The sequence below is a fragment of the Nocardioides dongkuii genome, assembly GCF_014127485.1.
In the GTDB taxonomy this organism is placed as follows: Bacteria; Actinomycetota; Actinomycetes; order Propionibacteriales; family Nocardioidaceae; genus Nocardioides; species Nocardioides dongkuii.
Genome location: NZ_CP059903.1, coordinates 720031 through 732939, shown reverse-complemented (window position 1 = coordinate 732939; position 12909 = coordinate 720031). Strand labels below are relative to the sequence as shown.

14 protein-coding genes and 2 tRNA genes are annotated in these 12909 nt (G+C 74.7%); 6 read left to right on the top strand and 10 right to left on the bottom strand.

The window, feature by feature from the left end; translation table 11 throughout:
- Positions 1-3: 3 nt before the first annotated feature.
- The 3 genes from H4O22_RS03435 to H4O22_RS03425 are packed head-to-tail and all read right to left on the bottom strand — an operon-like array spanning position 4 to position 1809.
- Positions 4-1035, bottom strand: a complete 1032-nt coding sequence (locus tag H4O22_RS03435; protein ID WP_182525677.1) for a UDP-N-acetylmuramate dehydrogenase — start codon at positions 1033-1035, stop codon at positions 4-6.
- The gene (locus tag H4O22_RS03430) at positions 1028-1411 is read right to left on the bottom strand and encodes a MaoC/PaaZ C-terminal domain-containing protein (RefSeq protein ID WP_182525676.1); all 384 of its coding nucleotides are present in this window, start codon (positions 1409-1411) and stop codon (positions 1028-1030) included. The genes H4O22_RS03435 and H4O22_RS03430 overlap by 8 nt, the downstream gene beginning before the upstream one ends.
- Entirely contained in the window at positions 1408-1809 is a 402-nt protein-coding gene (locus H4O22_RS03425) for an FAS1-like dehydratase domain-containing protein (RefSeq protein ID WP_182525675.1), read from the bottom strand. Before H4O22_RS03425 ends, H4O22_RS03430 begins: the two co-directional genes overlap by 4 nt.
- Before the next feature lie 23 nt (positions 1810-1832).
- Between H4O22_RS03425 and H4O22_RS03420 the strand changes: the two genes are divergently transcribed.
- Entirely contained in the window at positions 1833-2729 is an 897-nt protein-coding gene (locus H4O22_RS03420; RefSeq protein ID WP_182525674.1) for a hypothetical protein, read from the top strand.
- A gap of 72 nt (positions 2730-2801) precedes the next feature.
- Here H4O22_RS03420 and rpmG read toward each other — a convergent pair whose 3' ends face one another.
- From rpmG to H4O22_RS03400, 4 genes are all read right to left on the bottom strand, one after another.
- A complete protein-coding gene (rpmG, locus tag H4O22_RS03415; protein ID WP_182525673.1) occupies positions 2802-2972 on the bottom strand; it encodes a 50S ribosomal protein L33 in 171 nt (56 codons plus the stop codon).
- 45 nt (positions 2973-3017) lie between these two features.
- Positions 3018-3091: transfer RNA gene (locus H4O22_RS03410), tRNA-Met, on the bottom strand.
- 51 nt (positions 3092-3142) lie between these two features.
- A tRNA-Thr gene (locus H4O22_RS03405) sits at positions 3143-3215 on the bottom strand.
- A gap of 46 nt (positions 3216-3261) precedes the next feature.
- On the bottom strand, positions 3262-4689 hold the full coding sequence (locus tag H4O22_RS03400; protein ID WP_227466364.1) for an amidase: 1428 nt from the start codon (positions 4687-4689) through the stop codon (positions 3262-3264).
- A gap of 17 nt (positions 4690-4706) precedes the next feature.
- Between H4O22_RS03400 and H4O22_RS03395 the strand changes: the two genes are divergently transcribed.
- Together H4O22_RS03395 and H4O22_RS03390 are read left to right on the top strand one after the other, a co-directional pair.
- On the top strand, positions 4707-5603 hold the full coding sequence (locus H4O22_RS03395; protein ID WP_182525672.1) for an alpha/beta hydrolase fold domain-containing protein: 897 nt from the start codon (positions 4707-4709) through the stop codon (positions 5601-5603).
- Between the two features lie 13 nt (positions 5604-5616).
- Complete coding sequence (locus tag H4O22_RS03390; protein ID WP_182525671.1) at positions 5617-6369, top strand: class I SAM-dependent methyltransferase; 753 nt, start codon at positions 5617-5619, stop codon at positions 6367-6369.
- 63 nt (positions 6370-6432) lie between these two features.
- Here H4O22_RS03390 and H4O22_RS03385 read toward each other — a convergent pair whose 3' ends face one another.
- The 3 genes from H4O22_RS03385 to H4O22_RS03375 form a co-directional block, all read right to left on the bottom strand.
- Positions 6433-7137, bottom strand: a complete 705-nt coding sequence (locus tag H4O22_RS03385) for an LrgB family protein (RefSeq protein WP_182525670.1) — start codon at positions 7135-7137, stop codon at positions 6433-6435.
- Entirely contained in the window at positions 7134-7478 is a 345-nt protein-coding gene (locus tag H4O22_RS03380; RefSeq protein WP_182525669.1) for a CidA/LrgA family protein, read from the bottom strand. Before H4O22_RS03380 ends, H4O22_RS03385 begins: the two co-directional genes overlap by 4 nt.
- A 118-nt stretch (positions 7479-7596) precedes the next feature.
- Positions 7597-8760: an ROK family protein gene (locus H4O22_RS03375; RefSeq protein ID WP_182525668.1), complete on the bottom strand. Its 1164-nt coding sequence runs from the start codon at positions 8758-8760 to the stop codon at positions 7597-7599.
- Positions 8761-8861: 101 nt separating this feature from the next.
- Here H4O22_RS03375 and zwf point away from each other — a divergent pair, with 101 nt between their 5' ends.
- From zwf to eda, 3 genes are read left to right on the top strand one after another with little or no spacing between them, the layout of a single operon-like run.
- Positions 8862-10337: a glucose-6-phosphate dehydrogenase gene (gene zwf / locus H4O22_RS03370; protein ID WP_182525667.1), complete on the top strand. Its 1476-nt coding sequence runs from the start codon at positions 8862-8864 to the stop codon at positions 10335-10337.
- Positions 10334-12202 (top strand): phosphogluconate dehydratase, encoded by a 1869-nt coding sequence (gene edd / locus H4O22_RS03365; protein WP_182525666.1) that lies wholly within the window; start codon positions 10334-10336, stop codon positions 12200-12202. Before zwf ends, edd begins: the two co-directional genes overlap by 4 nt.
- Positions 12186-12821 carry a bifunctional 4-hydroxy-2-oxoglutarate aldolase/2-dehydro-3-deoxy-phosphogluconate aldolase gene (gene eda / locus H4O22_RS03360; RefSeq protein ID WP_182525665.1) on the top strand — a complete coding sequence of 212 codons (636 nt, stop codon included), beginning with the start codon at positions 12186-12188 and terminating at the stop codon, positions 12819-12821. Before edd ends, eda begins: the two co-directional genes overlap by 17 nt.
- Positions 12822-12909: the final 88 nt, after the last annotated feature.

Below are 12909 nucleotides of genomic sequence, written 5' to 3'. Positions count from 1 at the left end.
GGGCTACAGCGCGCAGCCGACCAGCACCGGCTCGTTGACGAGCCGGATGCCGAAGCGCCCCTCGACGCCGTCCCGGACCTCCCGGGCGAGCGCGAGCAGGTCCTCGGTGCGCGCGGCACCGCGGTTGGTCAGCGCCAGGGTGTGCTTGGTCGACAGCGTGGCCGGCCCCGCGCCGTGGCCGCGGTGGAACCCCGCGTGCTCGATCAGCCAGGCCGCGCTGGTCTTGACCCGGCCGTCGGGCTGCGGCCAGGCGGGCGCGCCCTCGGGGACCACGTCCGGGTCGACGACGGGGTTGGTGAAGAACGAGCCGGCGCTCCAGGTGTCCGGGTCGTCGGCGTCGAGGACCATGCCCTTGCCGCGGCGCAGCCCCAGCACCGCCGCGCGCACGTCGGCCAGCGGGGCCCGGGCGCCGGTCTCGACGCCGAGGGTGCGCGCCAGCTCGGCGTACCGCACCGGCTCGCCGAGGGTGCCCTGGCGCAGCTGGAAGGTGACCGCGAGGACGACGTGCCGGCCGGGGTCGGCCTTGAACCGGCTGTGCCGGTAGCCGAACCCGCAGTCGGCCGCGGCGAAGGTACGCACCCCGCGGAGCCGGCGGTCCCAGACCCGCACCGACGCGATGGTCTGCGACACCTCCTGACCGTAGGCGCCGACGTTCTGGATCGGCGTCGCGCCGACGGAGCCGGGGATGCCGGAGAGCGCCTCGACGCCGACCCAGCCGCGCCGGACCGCGAGGGCGACGAGGTCGTCCCAGCCCTCCCCCGCCGCGACGGTCACCAGCACCCCGCCGCAGGTGGGGTCGTCGTCCCCGTCGAGGTCGGTCGTCACGCCGCGGGTGGCGACCTCGACGACGGTGCCGGGGAAGCCGGCGTCGGCGACCACCAGGTTGCTGCCGCCGCCCAGGACCAGGACGTCCTCGCCGGCGGCGTCGGCCGCCGCGACCGCCTCGACCAGGTCGGCCTCCGTCGTCGCCCGCACCCAGCGGCCGGCGGGGCCGCCGAGGCGCAGGGTGGTGTGGTCGGCGAGCCGCTCAGCCATGGACCCGGACGACGGCGCGGGGCATCCCCAGCACCTTCCGGCCACCCGAGGTGACCGTGAGCGCGACCGTGGTCAGCCCGTCGTCGCCGGGCTTCTCCTCGCCGGCGACCTCGAGCTCGACCCCGCCCTCGGCGGGCACGGCGACCGGCTGGGTGAACTTGCAGCCCAGGCTGACGACCTCCGAGCCCGGGAACCAGGTCCCGACGGCGCGCGCGGCGAGCGCCATCGTGTACATCCCGTGCGCGATCACCCCGGGCAGCCCGACGCTGCGGGCGACGTCGTCGTCCTGGTGGATCGGGTTGTGGTCGCCGCTCGCCGCGGCGTACCGCACCAGGTCGGCGCGGGTGACGGTGTAGGTCTGGGTCTCCAGCGTCATGCCTCGGCCCCCCGGTGCACCAGGGTGGCGCTCGTCGAGCACACGAGGGTGCCGTCGGCGTCGGAGACCTCGGAGGTGGTGCCGATGATGTCGTTGCCGCCCATGGTCCGCAGGCTCGCGACGGTCAGGGTGGCGGTCAGCACGTCGCCGGGGACGACCGGCCGCTCGTAGGCGAACCGCTGCTCGCCGTGGACGATGCGGTGCAGGTCGATCCGCTCGGCCTCGAGGAAGGCGTTCATCGCGTCGAAGGCGAGCACGATCGGGAAGGTCGCCGGCGCGGCGCCCCCGTCGTACGGCGTGCCGGAGGCGGCGGCGAAGGCACCGACCGCCTCGGCCGTGACGGCATAGGGTCGGGTGGGTGGGAAGACCCGGCCGACGAGGGACTGGTCGACTGGCATGTCCTCAACCTAGCCAACGCCGGGTGCCGCTCCGGGGCCTGGTCGTGGCCCTGGTCCTCGCCACCGCCATGGCCTGCACCCCGGGAGGCACCTCCACCACCTCCCGCGCCGGCCCGCCGACCGCCGCGGAGCCGCCGTCCTGCGGGCCGCTCACGCGGGCCTCCCGGAACGCCTGCGCGCACCGCTGGCTGCCGACCCGCGACGGGTTCGTCCCGCAGGGGCTGGCGGTGGCCGGCCGCACCGCCTGGGTGGGCGGGGTGGACGCCGACGGGCAGCCGAGGACGTGCGTGGTGGTGCGGGTCGACCTACGGCGCGGGACGGTCCGCGACCGCGTCGACCTGCCCCGCTGCTGGCACGGGGGCGGCCTGGTCCGCGACGAGCACGGCCTCTGGCTGGTCGACACCCGGCAGCTGCTGCTCCTCGACGAGGACGAGCTGACGGTGCAGCGCACCTGGCGGCTGCTCGACCCGCTGCGGGGGTCCTTCGCGACCGGGGACGACGCGGGCCGGCTGGGCCTGGGCCGGTGGCACCCGCGCCGGCCCGGCGTCCTGGACTGGGTGGAGACCGAGGCGCTGCTGGCGCCGGGGGTCACCGAGGTCGGCGCCGCGCAGGTGGTCGGGTCGGTGCCGGCCCCCGCACGCGCGCAGGGTGCTGTCGTGCTGGGCGGCCGCTGGTCCGGCGTCTGGTTCAGCCGGTCGGTCACCCGCTGCGGGATCCTGGTCGGCCCGGGGGGACGCCGCCGCGCGCTGGTCCCGGGCGCCGAAGGCCTGGCCCGCTCCGGGGAGGACGCGGTGTGGGTGGTCAGCGAGGCCGGGTCGGCGTACTACCAGCGCCAGGGCGGCCGGCCGCGCGTCCCGACCCTGATCCGCCTGGACGTCACCGACCTGGCGACCGGGCCGCGTCCGGACTGCACCGTGTGAGCGGGCGGGAACGCGACGACCCCTCCGAGCAGCGCTCGGAGGGGTCGTCGGACGTGCGGGAGCGGACCCGGGTCAGCGGGTCTCTCGGTGCGCCTGGTGGGTGCGGCACCGCGGGCAGAACTTCGCCAGCTCGAGCCGGTCGGGGTCGTTGCGGCGGTTCTTCTTGGTGATGTAGTTGCGCTCCTTGCACTCAACGCACGCGAGAGTGATCTTGGGGCGAACGTCAGAGCTCTTGCTGGCCACGGGAAGTCCTTGGAGGTCGATGGTGCGTGCTGCTCGGTGGTCGAGTAGCGGGGGCGGGACTCGAACCCGCGACACCACGATTATGAGCCGTGTGCTCTAACCACCTGAGCTACCCCGCCACGAGGGCAGGCTGGTCCGGCCAATCTAGCGCGCCGGACAAACCTTCCCAGAGCCCCTTTACGGAATCGAACCGTAGACCTTCTCCTTACCATGGAGACGCTCTGCCGACTGAGCTAAAGGGGCAACGACGGAGAACGATACACAGCGTCCCCGGGAACGAGAAATCGCCTCAGACACCCCGCGCCGGGGCGTCGATCCGGGCGAACGGAAAGGCCTCCTCGAGCTCCAGGGCGAGCTCCAGCAGGGTCGCCTCCCGGCCCGCCGCAGCGCCGAACATCACCCCCTGGGGAAGCCCCGCGGCGGTGATCGCGAGCGGCAGCGAGACCGCCGGGTCGCCGGTCACGTTCTGCCACGGGGTGAACGCCACCCAGTCCAGGAGCCGCTCCATCACCACGTCGTAGGACCGGCTCGGGTCCAGGTGGCCGACCCGCGGGGTCTCGGTCGCCAGGGTCGGCGTCAGGACGACGTCCCAGGTCTCGTGGAAGGCGGCCGAGGCCACCCGGGCACGCCGGAGCCGTCGGATCGCCCCCGGGATGCGGTGCAGGTGGCGGCGGGCGTGCCGCTCCAGGCCGAGGGTGAGGTTGTCGAGCCTGCTCGGGTCCCAGGAGGGGCCGTTGAGCCGGCGGCCGGTGCGCACGATCGCCGTCGCCAGCAGCGCCCAGTACAGGAGGAAGTCGTCGGGGAAGCCGGGGTCGACCGGCGCGTCGACCTCCTCGACGGTGTGGCCGAGCTCCTCAAGGCGGCCGGCGACCTTGAGGGTCAGCTCGGTGACCTCGGGGCTGGCGCCACGACCGACGCCGACCGTGTGCAGCGCGATGCGGAGCCGCCGTCGCCCGGGGCGGGTGACGTCGCCGACCGGCGGCAGGTGCGGGACGCGGTAGACCCGCTCGGCCTCGCGCAGGAACGCCGCGGTGTCGCGCACCGAGCGGGTGACCACGCCGTCGGCGACGATCCGGATCGGCATGTCGCGGGTGAGCCGCTCCTGGGCCAGCCGGTCGCGGGTGGGCTTGAGCCCGACCATGCCGTTGACCGATGCGGGGATCCGGATCGACCCGCCGCCGTCGTTGGCGTGCGCGAGGGGTACGGCGCCCGCGGCGACCAGGGCCGCGGACCCCGCCGAGGAGGCGCCGGCCACGTGGTCGGTCGACCACGGGCTGCGGACCGGCCCGAGCCGCGGGTGCTCGGCGGTCGCGCTGAAGCCGTACTCCGAGAGCCGGGTCTTGCCCAGCGGCACCAGCCCGGTCGCGAGGAACATCCGGGCCACGTCGCCGTCGGCGGGCCGGGGGCGGCCGACGAACGCGTCGGTGCCGTGCTGGGTGGGCAGCCCCCGGACGTCGACGTTGTCCTTGAGGAAGGTGGGCACGCCGGCGAAGTAGCCGCCCCGCGGGTCGCGGGCCTCGGCGCGTGCCCGGTCGAAGGCGGCGACGGCGACGGCGCCAAGCTGCGGGTCGACCGCCGTCACGCGCGCGATCGCGGCCTCGGTCACCTCCGGGACCGACACCCGCCCCGCGTGCAGGGCCTCGACCAGGCCGACCGCGTCGAGGTGACCGAGGGCGTCGTCGGAGGAGAAGGCGTGCACGCGGGTCATGCCGGTCATCCAACTACGCTCACGCCGTGGTGTCCTGGCAGCTGACGGGTGTGGCGGGGCTGATGCGCGCCACGCGCAAGCGGGCGTTCCGGACCCGGGAGGGCGGGCACCAGCTGCTCGCCCGGCCCAAGGGACCCTCCGCGCCGCCTCGCGCGGTGACCCGGCGGCTGCGGGTGACCACGACGAGCGTGGACGGGTTCGACGTCCACCGGGTCTCCCGGCCGGGCACGGCCCCGGACGCGCCGGTCGTGGTCTACCTGCACGGCGGCGCCTACGTGAGCGAGATCGTCGCGCAGCACTGGTCGCTGGTCGCCGAGATCGCCACGGCGCTCGACGCCGAGGTCTGGGTGCCGGTCTACGGCCTGGCGCCCGAGCACACGGCGACCGAGGCGCACGGCCTGGTGGCCGCGCTGCTCGAGGAGCTGTACGCCGCGGGGCGGGCCTGCTGCCTCGCCGGCGACTCCGCCGGCGGCGGCCTGGCGCTCGCCGCCACCCAGCTGGCGGTCGCGCGCGGCCGGTCGCCGGTCCGTGGGCTGACGCTGATCGCCCCGTGGCTGGACCTCGGCATGCGCAACCCCGAGGTCGACGAGCTCGAGCCGCACGACCCGTGGCTGGCGCGGCCGGCGCTCCGGGTGGTCGCCGACGCGTGGCGCGGCGACCTGTCCCTCGACGACCCGCGGGTCAGCCCGATCCTCGGCGACCTCGCGGGGCTGCCGCCGGTCGAGACCTGGGTCGGCACCCGCGACATCACGCTGCCGGACTGCCGGCTGCTGCGCGACCGGCTCGCGGGCCTCGGCGAGGTCGCGCACCACGAGCTGCCCGGCGGGATCCACGTCGTACCCCTGCTGCCGGTGCCGGAGGCGCGCCCGGCGCGGGAGCGGATCGTCGCGGGGCTGGGCCGGCGGCTCGGCGTCCCGGCCTAGGAGGGCGCGCTCGATGGGTGAACGGTTCTACTCGGATGCGAGGTTGTACGACCGGCTGTTCCCGGGTGGCGAGCGGGCCGTCGACTTCTATCGGGCCAAGGCCGATCGGCAGGGCGGATCTGTCCTGGAGCTCGGGTGCGGCACCGGGCACAAGCTGATCCCCATCGCCTCCGACGGGCATCCATGCACTGGCCTGGAGCTCTCGTCGGACATGCTCGCCGAGGCTCGGGGCAAGGCCGACGAACGTGCGACAGCGGTGGACTGGGTGCAGGGTGACATGCGTCGCTTCGACCTCGGTCGAACGTTCGATCTCGTGCTCATCGCAGCGAACTCGTTGCTCCACCTGCACGAGACTGCCGATCTGCTGAGCTGCCTCCGGTCCGTGCGGGCGCACCTGGCACCCGGGGCGCGGTTCATCTTCGACGTGTTCAACCCGGACGTGCGCCTCCTCGCCGGTGCCGACGGCGTTCGACGCCCCCGCGACGGTCTGTCGTTCTTCGATCCCGACCGTGGCGACGTGAGGGTCGACGTCGCCGAGACCTACGACGCTGCCGCGCAGGTGACCCGCGGGACGTGGTACTTCTCCACCGACCTCGAGCCCGACTTCGTCGTCGCACCGCTCGAGCTCCGGAGCATCTACCCCCAGGAGCTGCCACTGCTGCTCTCCCAGGCCGGGCTCCGACTCGTCGAGCGCTTCGGCGACTGGTCCGGTCGGCCGTTCACCGGGGACGCGGCTATCCAGCTCTGCGTCTGCGAGGCGGACTGAGCAGATTTCGACACGTCAGGAGGCTGGCCGACGGACCGGACGGTGGGCCGAGGGACGCACCCGTCAGAGCAGCAGCGCGAGGACCAGCGGCAGCACCAGGCTCGTCGCCAGCGCGGTCAGCCCCATGGACAGCCCGGAGAACGCGCCCTCGGTGCGGTCCTCGGCGAGCGCGCGCGACGTACCGATGCCGTGGGAGACCGCGCCGAGCGCGATGCCGCGGGCGGTCCGGGCGCGGACCCGGAGCAGGGTCAGCACCGCCGGGCCGGCGACGGCGCCGAGGATGCCGGCGACGATGGTGAGCGCCGCCGTCAGCTCGGGGATGCCGCCCGCGGTGTCGCTGAGCGCGATCGAGACAGGCGTGGTCGCGGCCTTGGGCGCGAGGGTGCGCTGGAGCAGCTCGTCGCCGCCGAGGGCGCGCGCCAGCAGGACGGCCGAGCCGACCGAGACCACGGCACCGAGGGGTACGCCGACCGCCAGCGGCAGCAGCAGCGACCGGAGCCGGTGGGCCTGGCGGTGCAGCGGCACGGCCAGCGCCACCGTGGCCGGCCCGAGCAGGAAGGTGAGCGCCGCGGTGCCGTCGAGGTAGTCACCGACGTCCGCGTCGAGCAGCAGGAGCACCGCGCCGACGAGCACCACCGCGACCAGCACCGGCTGCGCCAGGGCGTGCCCGCCCGACCGCGCGTGCACGGCGCGACCGAGCTGGTAGGCGAGCAGCGTCAGCAGCAAGGGGAACAGCGGCGAGCCGAGCAGCCAGTCGACGGTGCTCACGCCTCCGCCCGGCTGAGGAGCGCGACCGTCCAGCCGACCACCGCGAGGCCGAGCCGCCAGGAGCCCACCAGCGCGACGCCGATCGGCAGCGCGTCGGCGCGCAGCACGCCCAGGTAGCCCACCACACCCGCGCCCGCCGGCACGAACAGCAGCTGCAGGTGCCGCGGCACCCCGTCGGCGGCCCGCACCACCGCGGCGTCGTCACCGCTGCGGCGTACCTGGAGGACGACGAGGAGCAGCACCATCCCCACCACCGGCCCCGGCACCGGCACGTCGGTCGCCCGCACCGCCACCTCCCCCACCAGCTGGCAGCCCAGCAGCCACGTCAGTCCCGCAATCACCGCCCCATCCTCCCCCGCCGAGTCGGCGCGAATGTTCGCCTTGTCCACCACGCGCCTGTGGAGAACCCGGACATTCGCGCCGACTCGGCGTACGGCGGGGTGGGGGTGGGGGTGGGGGTCAGGCGGTGAGGCGGGCGTCGACGGCCTCGGGGCGCAGGGCGTGCTCGATGGCGAGGGCGGCACAGCCGACCAGCCCGGAGGAGTCGCCGTGGGCGGCGGGGAGGAAGGCGAGGTCGCGCACGGCGGTGGCAGTGGCGAGCGCGTAGACGCTCTCGCGGACGCCGGCGACGAAGAGGTCGAAGGCGCCGGCGAGGTCGCCGCCGATCACGACCGCGCGGGGGTTGAGCAGGTTGACGGCGACCGCGAGCACCTCCCCCACCTGGCGGCCGGCGTCGCGCAGCAGCCCCCGAGCGACCGCGTCCCCCTCGAGCGCCAGGGCCACCAGCTCGCGCACGTGGGCGACGGGACGCCCGGACCGGGTCATCCGCTGCACCAGCGCCCAGCCGCCCGCGAGCGTCTCGAGGCAGCCGGTGGCGCCGCACCGGCAGACCAGCCCGTCGGCGTCCGGCACCCGGGTGTGGCCGATCTCCCCGGTGGTGCCGACGCTGCCGGTGACGATCCGGCCGCCGGACACGGTGCCGAGGCCCAGCCCGGTCGAGGCCTTGAGCACGAGCATGTCGGTCACGACCGAGCTCGGGAACAGCTGCGAGCGGGCGAGCGCCTCGGTGTCGTTGGCCAGCAGCAGCGGCGCGTCGCAGACCTCGGCGAGGTACGGCGCGAGCGGGACCCGCTCCCAGCGGCCCATGATCGGCGAGTCGACGCTCGACCCGTGGACCGGGTCGACCGACCCCGGCAGGCTCAGCCCGATCCCCGCGACCGGCGGCTCGATCCCCTCCAGCAGCCGCGCCAGCCGCGCGGCGACGTCCGGCATCAGCTCGTCGGGCCCGACCCCCACCTCGTGGTCGCGGGTGTCGCCGACCAGCTCGCGCCCGTCGAGGTCGAAGATCCCGAGCTGGCTGCGCGAGCGCCCGATCGCGGCGCCGGCCACGACCGCGGCGTCCTGGTTGAAGACCAGCGCCCCGGGCGGCCGCCCGCCGGTCGAGGGCAGCTCCTCGCCGAGCAGCAGCAGCCCGGAGTCGACCAGCGCGGAGACGCGGGTGACGACCGCCGTGCGGGACAGCCCGGTCAGTCGCCGCAGCTCGGCCCGGGTGGTCGCCCGGCCGGTGCGCACCAGCTGGAGCAGGTCGGCCGCCGAGGATCCGGTGGGGGCGGTCTCACTCATGGCTCGGATTGAACCATGCCGTACCCAAGCCCCCGTTCTTTGATCTGAAAAAAGCCCAAGAGTGGTTGCCGTAGGGCTGAACCCGTCCTACCGTGGAAGACATGGAGATGCCCGAGACCTGTGACTTCACCGTGTTCGGAGGCACCGGCGATCTTGCGCTCCGCAAGCTCCTCCCCGCGCTCTACCTCCGCGACCACGAGGACCAGCTCCCCCGGGACTGCCGGATCATCGCCGTCTCCCGCAGCGAGTACGACGACACGGCGTACCGCGCCGAGGTCCGCGCGTCCCTGCAGCGGCACGTCGACCCCGCCGACCTGCGCGAGGACGTCGTCGAGCGGCTGCTCTCCCGGCTGCACCACGTGAGCCTCGACTTCGAGGACCCCGAGGGCTGGCACCTCCTCCACGGCCTGCTCAAGGACCGGCCGTCGTACGACGAGACCGTGCGCGTCTACTACCTCGCCGTCGCGCCGAGCATGTTCGGCGAGATCTGCGCGCGGCTCGAGGAGATCGGCGCGGTCGACCCGCAGGCGCGCGTGGTGATGGAGAAGCCGATCGGCCACGACCTGGCCTCGGCGCGCGCCGTCAACGAGTCGGTCGGACGGGTCTTCGAGGAGCGGCAGATCTTCCGGATCGACCACTACCTCGGCAAGGAGACCGTGCAGAACCTGCTGGTCACCCGGTTCGCGAACACCTTCCTGGAGCCGCTGTGGAACTCCAGCTGGGTCGACCACGTGCAGATCACCGTCGCCGAGTCGCTCGGCGTCGGCAACCGCGGGGGCTACTACGACTCCGCCGGCGCGCTGCGCGACATGGTGCAGAACCACCTGCTCCAGCTGCTCTGCCTGGTCGCCATGGAGCCCCCGACGTACGTCGACCGCGAGACCGTCCGCGACGAGAAGCTCAAGGTCCTCCTGGCGCTGCGGCCGATGACGCCCGAGATCGTGGACCGCGACACCGTGCGCGGGTGCTACGCCGCCGGCGAGGTCGACGGCGAGCCGGTGCCGTCGTACGCCGAGGACCTGGGCCGCGACGGGTCGCGCACCGAGACCTTCGTGGCGCTCAAGACCGAGGTTCAGAACTGGCGCTGGGCCGGGGTGCCGTTCTACCTGCGCACCGGCAAGCGGATGGACCGGCGGGCCTCCGAGATCGTGGTGGTGCTCAAGCGGCCGCCGCACGCGATGTTCCCCGGTGCCGAGGGCGTCACCACCGCCAACCGGCTGCACATCCAGGTCCAGCCCGACGAGGGCATGCGCCTGCACCTCACGGTCAAGGAGCCGGGTCCCGGGGGCTACCGCCTGCGGCCGGTCTCCCTGGACCTCTCCTACGCCACGGCCTTCGGCCAGCGCCTCCCCGACGCCTACGAGCGGCTGCTGATGGACGTGATGAAGGGCAACCCGACGCTGTTCATGCGCCGCGACGAGGTCGAGGCCGCGTGGGCCTGGGCCGAGCCGATCCTGCGCCGCTGGGACGAGTCGCCCGTGCCCCCGCTCGACTACCCCGCCGGCAGCGCCGGTCCCCAGGCCGCCGCGGCCCTGCTGGAGCGCGACGGCCGCACCTGGCAGGAGCTCGACGCATGACCTCACCCCACCCCACGGTCGCGGCGGTCACCGCCCGGATCGCCGCCCGCAGCGAGCGCACGCGGACGGCGTACCTCGCCCGGATCCGCGCCGCCGCCGACCGCGGCCCGGCCCGCGGCCGGCTCGCGTGCGCCAACCTCGCGCACGGCTTCGCGGCGTCCGAGCCCGCCGAGAAGGAAGCCCTGCGCGGGAGCACGAAGCCGAACCTGGCCATCGTCACCAGCTACAACGACATGCTCTCCGCGCACCAGCCCTTCGAGACCTACCCGCGGGTGCTCAAGAAGGCCGTCGTCCGCGCCGGCGGCATCGCCCAGGTCGCGGGCGGCGTCCCGGCGATGTGCGACGGCATCACCCAGGGCCGCGACGGCATGCAGCTCTCGCTGTTCAGCCGCGACGTGATCGCGATGTCGACGGCGATCGGGCTCTCCCACGACATGTTCGACGGCGCGCTGATGCTCGGCGTGTGCGACAAGATCGTGCCCGGCCTGCTGATCGGCGCGCTGTCCTTCGGCCACCTGCCGACCGTCTTCGTCCCGGCGGGGCCGATGCCCTCGGGGCTGCCGAACGGCGAGAAGGCCCGCGTCCGGCAGCGGTACGCCGAGGGCAAGGCCGGGCGCGAGGAGCTGCTGGCGGCCGAGTCCGCGTCGTACCACTCGCGCGGGACGTGCACGTTCTACGGCACCGCCAACTCCAACCAGCTGATCATGGAGGTGCTCGGCCTGCACCTGCCCGGCTCCTCCTTCGTCAACCCCGACACCCCGCTGCGGGACGCGCTGACCCGCGCGGCCGCCGCGCGTGCCGTCGCGATCACCCGGCAGGGCGGGGAGCACACCCCGATCGGCGAGCTCGTCGACGAGAAGGCAGTGGTCAACGCGTGCGTCGCGCTGCTCGCCAGCGGCGGCTCCACCAACCACACGCTGCACCTGGTGGCGATCGCCCGGGCCGCCGGGATCGACCTCACCTGGGACGACCTCGCGGACCTCTCCGCGGTCGTGCCGCTGCTGGCCCGGGTCTACCCCAACGGCGCGGCCGACGTGAACCACTTCCACGCCGCCGGCGGGATCGGGTTCCTCGTGCACACGCTGCTGCGCGCCGGGCTGCTGCACGAGGACGTCCGCACGATCGCCGGGCACGGGCTGTGGCGCTACACCGCCGAGGCCCGGCTCACCGGGACCGAGGTCTCGTGGGAGGAGGGCGCCAAGGTCAGCCACGACCTCGACGTGCTGCGCCCCGCGACCGCGCCGTTCTCGCCCGACGGCGGGGTCCGCGTGCTCGACGGCCCGCTCGGACGGGCCGTCATCAAGACCTCGGCGGTCGCCCCCGAGCACCGCGTCGTCACGGCGCCCGCGAGGGTCTTCGACCACCAGGACGACCTGCTCACCGCCTTCAGCGCGGGCGAGCTGGCCGGCCGCGACCTGGTGGCGGTGGTCCGCTACCAGGGACCCGCGGCCAACGGCATGCCCGAGCTGCACAAGGTCCTCCCTGCCCTCGGCATCCTCCAGGACCGGGGGCAGGGGGTCGCCATCGTCACGGACGGCCGGATGTCCGGCGCGTCCGGCAAGGTCCCCGCCGCGATCCACGTGACCCCGGAGGCCGCCCTCGGCGGTCCGCTGGCGCGGGTGCGGGACGGCGACCTGATCACCGTCGACGCCGACGCCGGCGTGCTGAGCATCGACGTCGACCCCGACGTACTGGCCCGCCGCGAGGCCACCGGCCGGGCGCCCCAGGGCGAGGAGTGGGCCGGCACCGGCCGCGAGCTGTTCGCGGTCTTCCGCGCCACCGTCGGGCCGGCCGACGCCGGCGCCAGCGTCTTCCCGGTGCCCGCACCGTTCCAGGAGGAGGTCCCTGTTGACCAGCACGCCTGAGCAGGTCCGCTCGGTGCTCTCGCTCGCCCCGGTCGTGCCGGTGGTCGTGCTGGACTCGGTCGCGCACGCCGTGCCGGTCGCCCGCGCGCTGGTCGCCGGCGGGGTGCCGGTCGTCGAGCTGACCCTGCGCACGCCGGTCGCGCTCGACGCGATCCGCGCGATCGCCTCCTCGGTCCCGGAGATCACCGTCGGCGCCGGGACCGTGACGTCCCCGCGGCAGGCGGAGGCGGCGTACGACGCGGGCGCGCAGTTCCTGGTCTCCCCCGGGCTCACGCCCGCGCTGCTCGCCGGCATGCGGGAGACCGGGCTGCCGTTCCTGCCCGGCACCGCCACCGTCTCCGAGGTGCTCGCCGCGCTCGAGGCGGGCTGCACCGAGCTGAAGTTCTTCCCCGCCGAGGCCTCCGGCGGGGCGGCGTACCTCCGCTCGATCGCCTCGGTCGTCCCCACCGCGCGCTTCTGCCCCACCGGCGGGATCACCGCCGCCAGCGCCCCGGCGTACCTCGCCCTCGACAACGTCGGCTGCGTCGGCGGCTCCTGGCTGACCCCCGCCGACGCCCTCGCCGCCGGCGACTGGGACCGGGTCACCCGCCTCGCCGCCGCGGCCGCCGCGCTGGGCTGACCTGCGCTTCCCGGCCCGGGACGTCATACGAACCGGTCGCCATCGCCGCCACCCCGCATGACGTCCCGCCGGACGTCAGACGAACAGG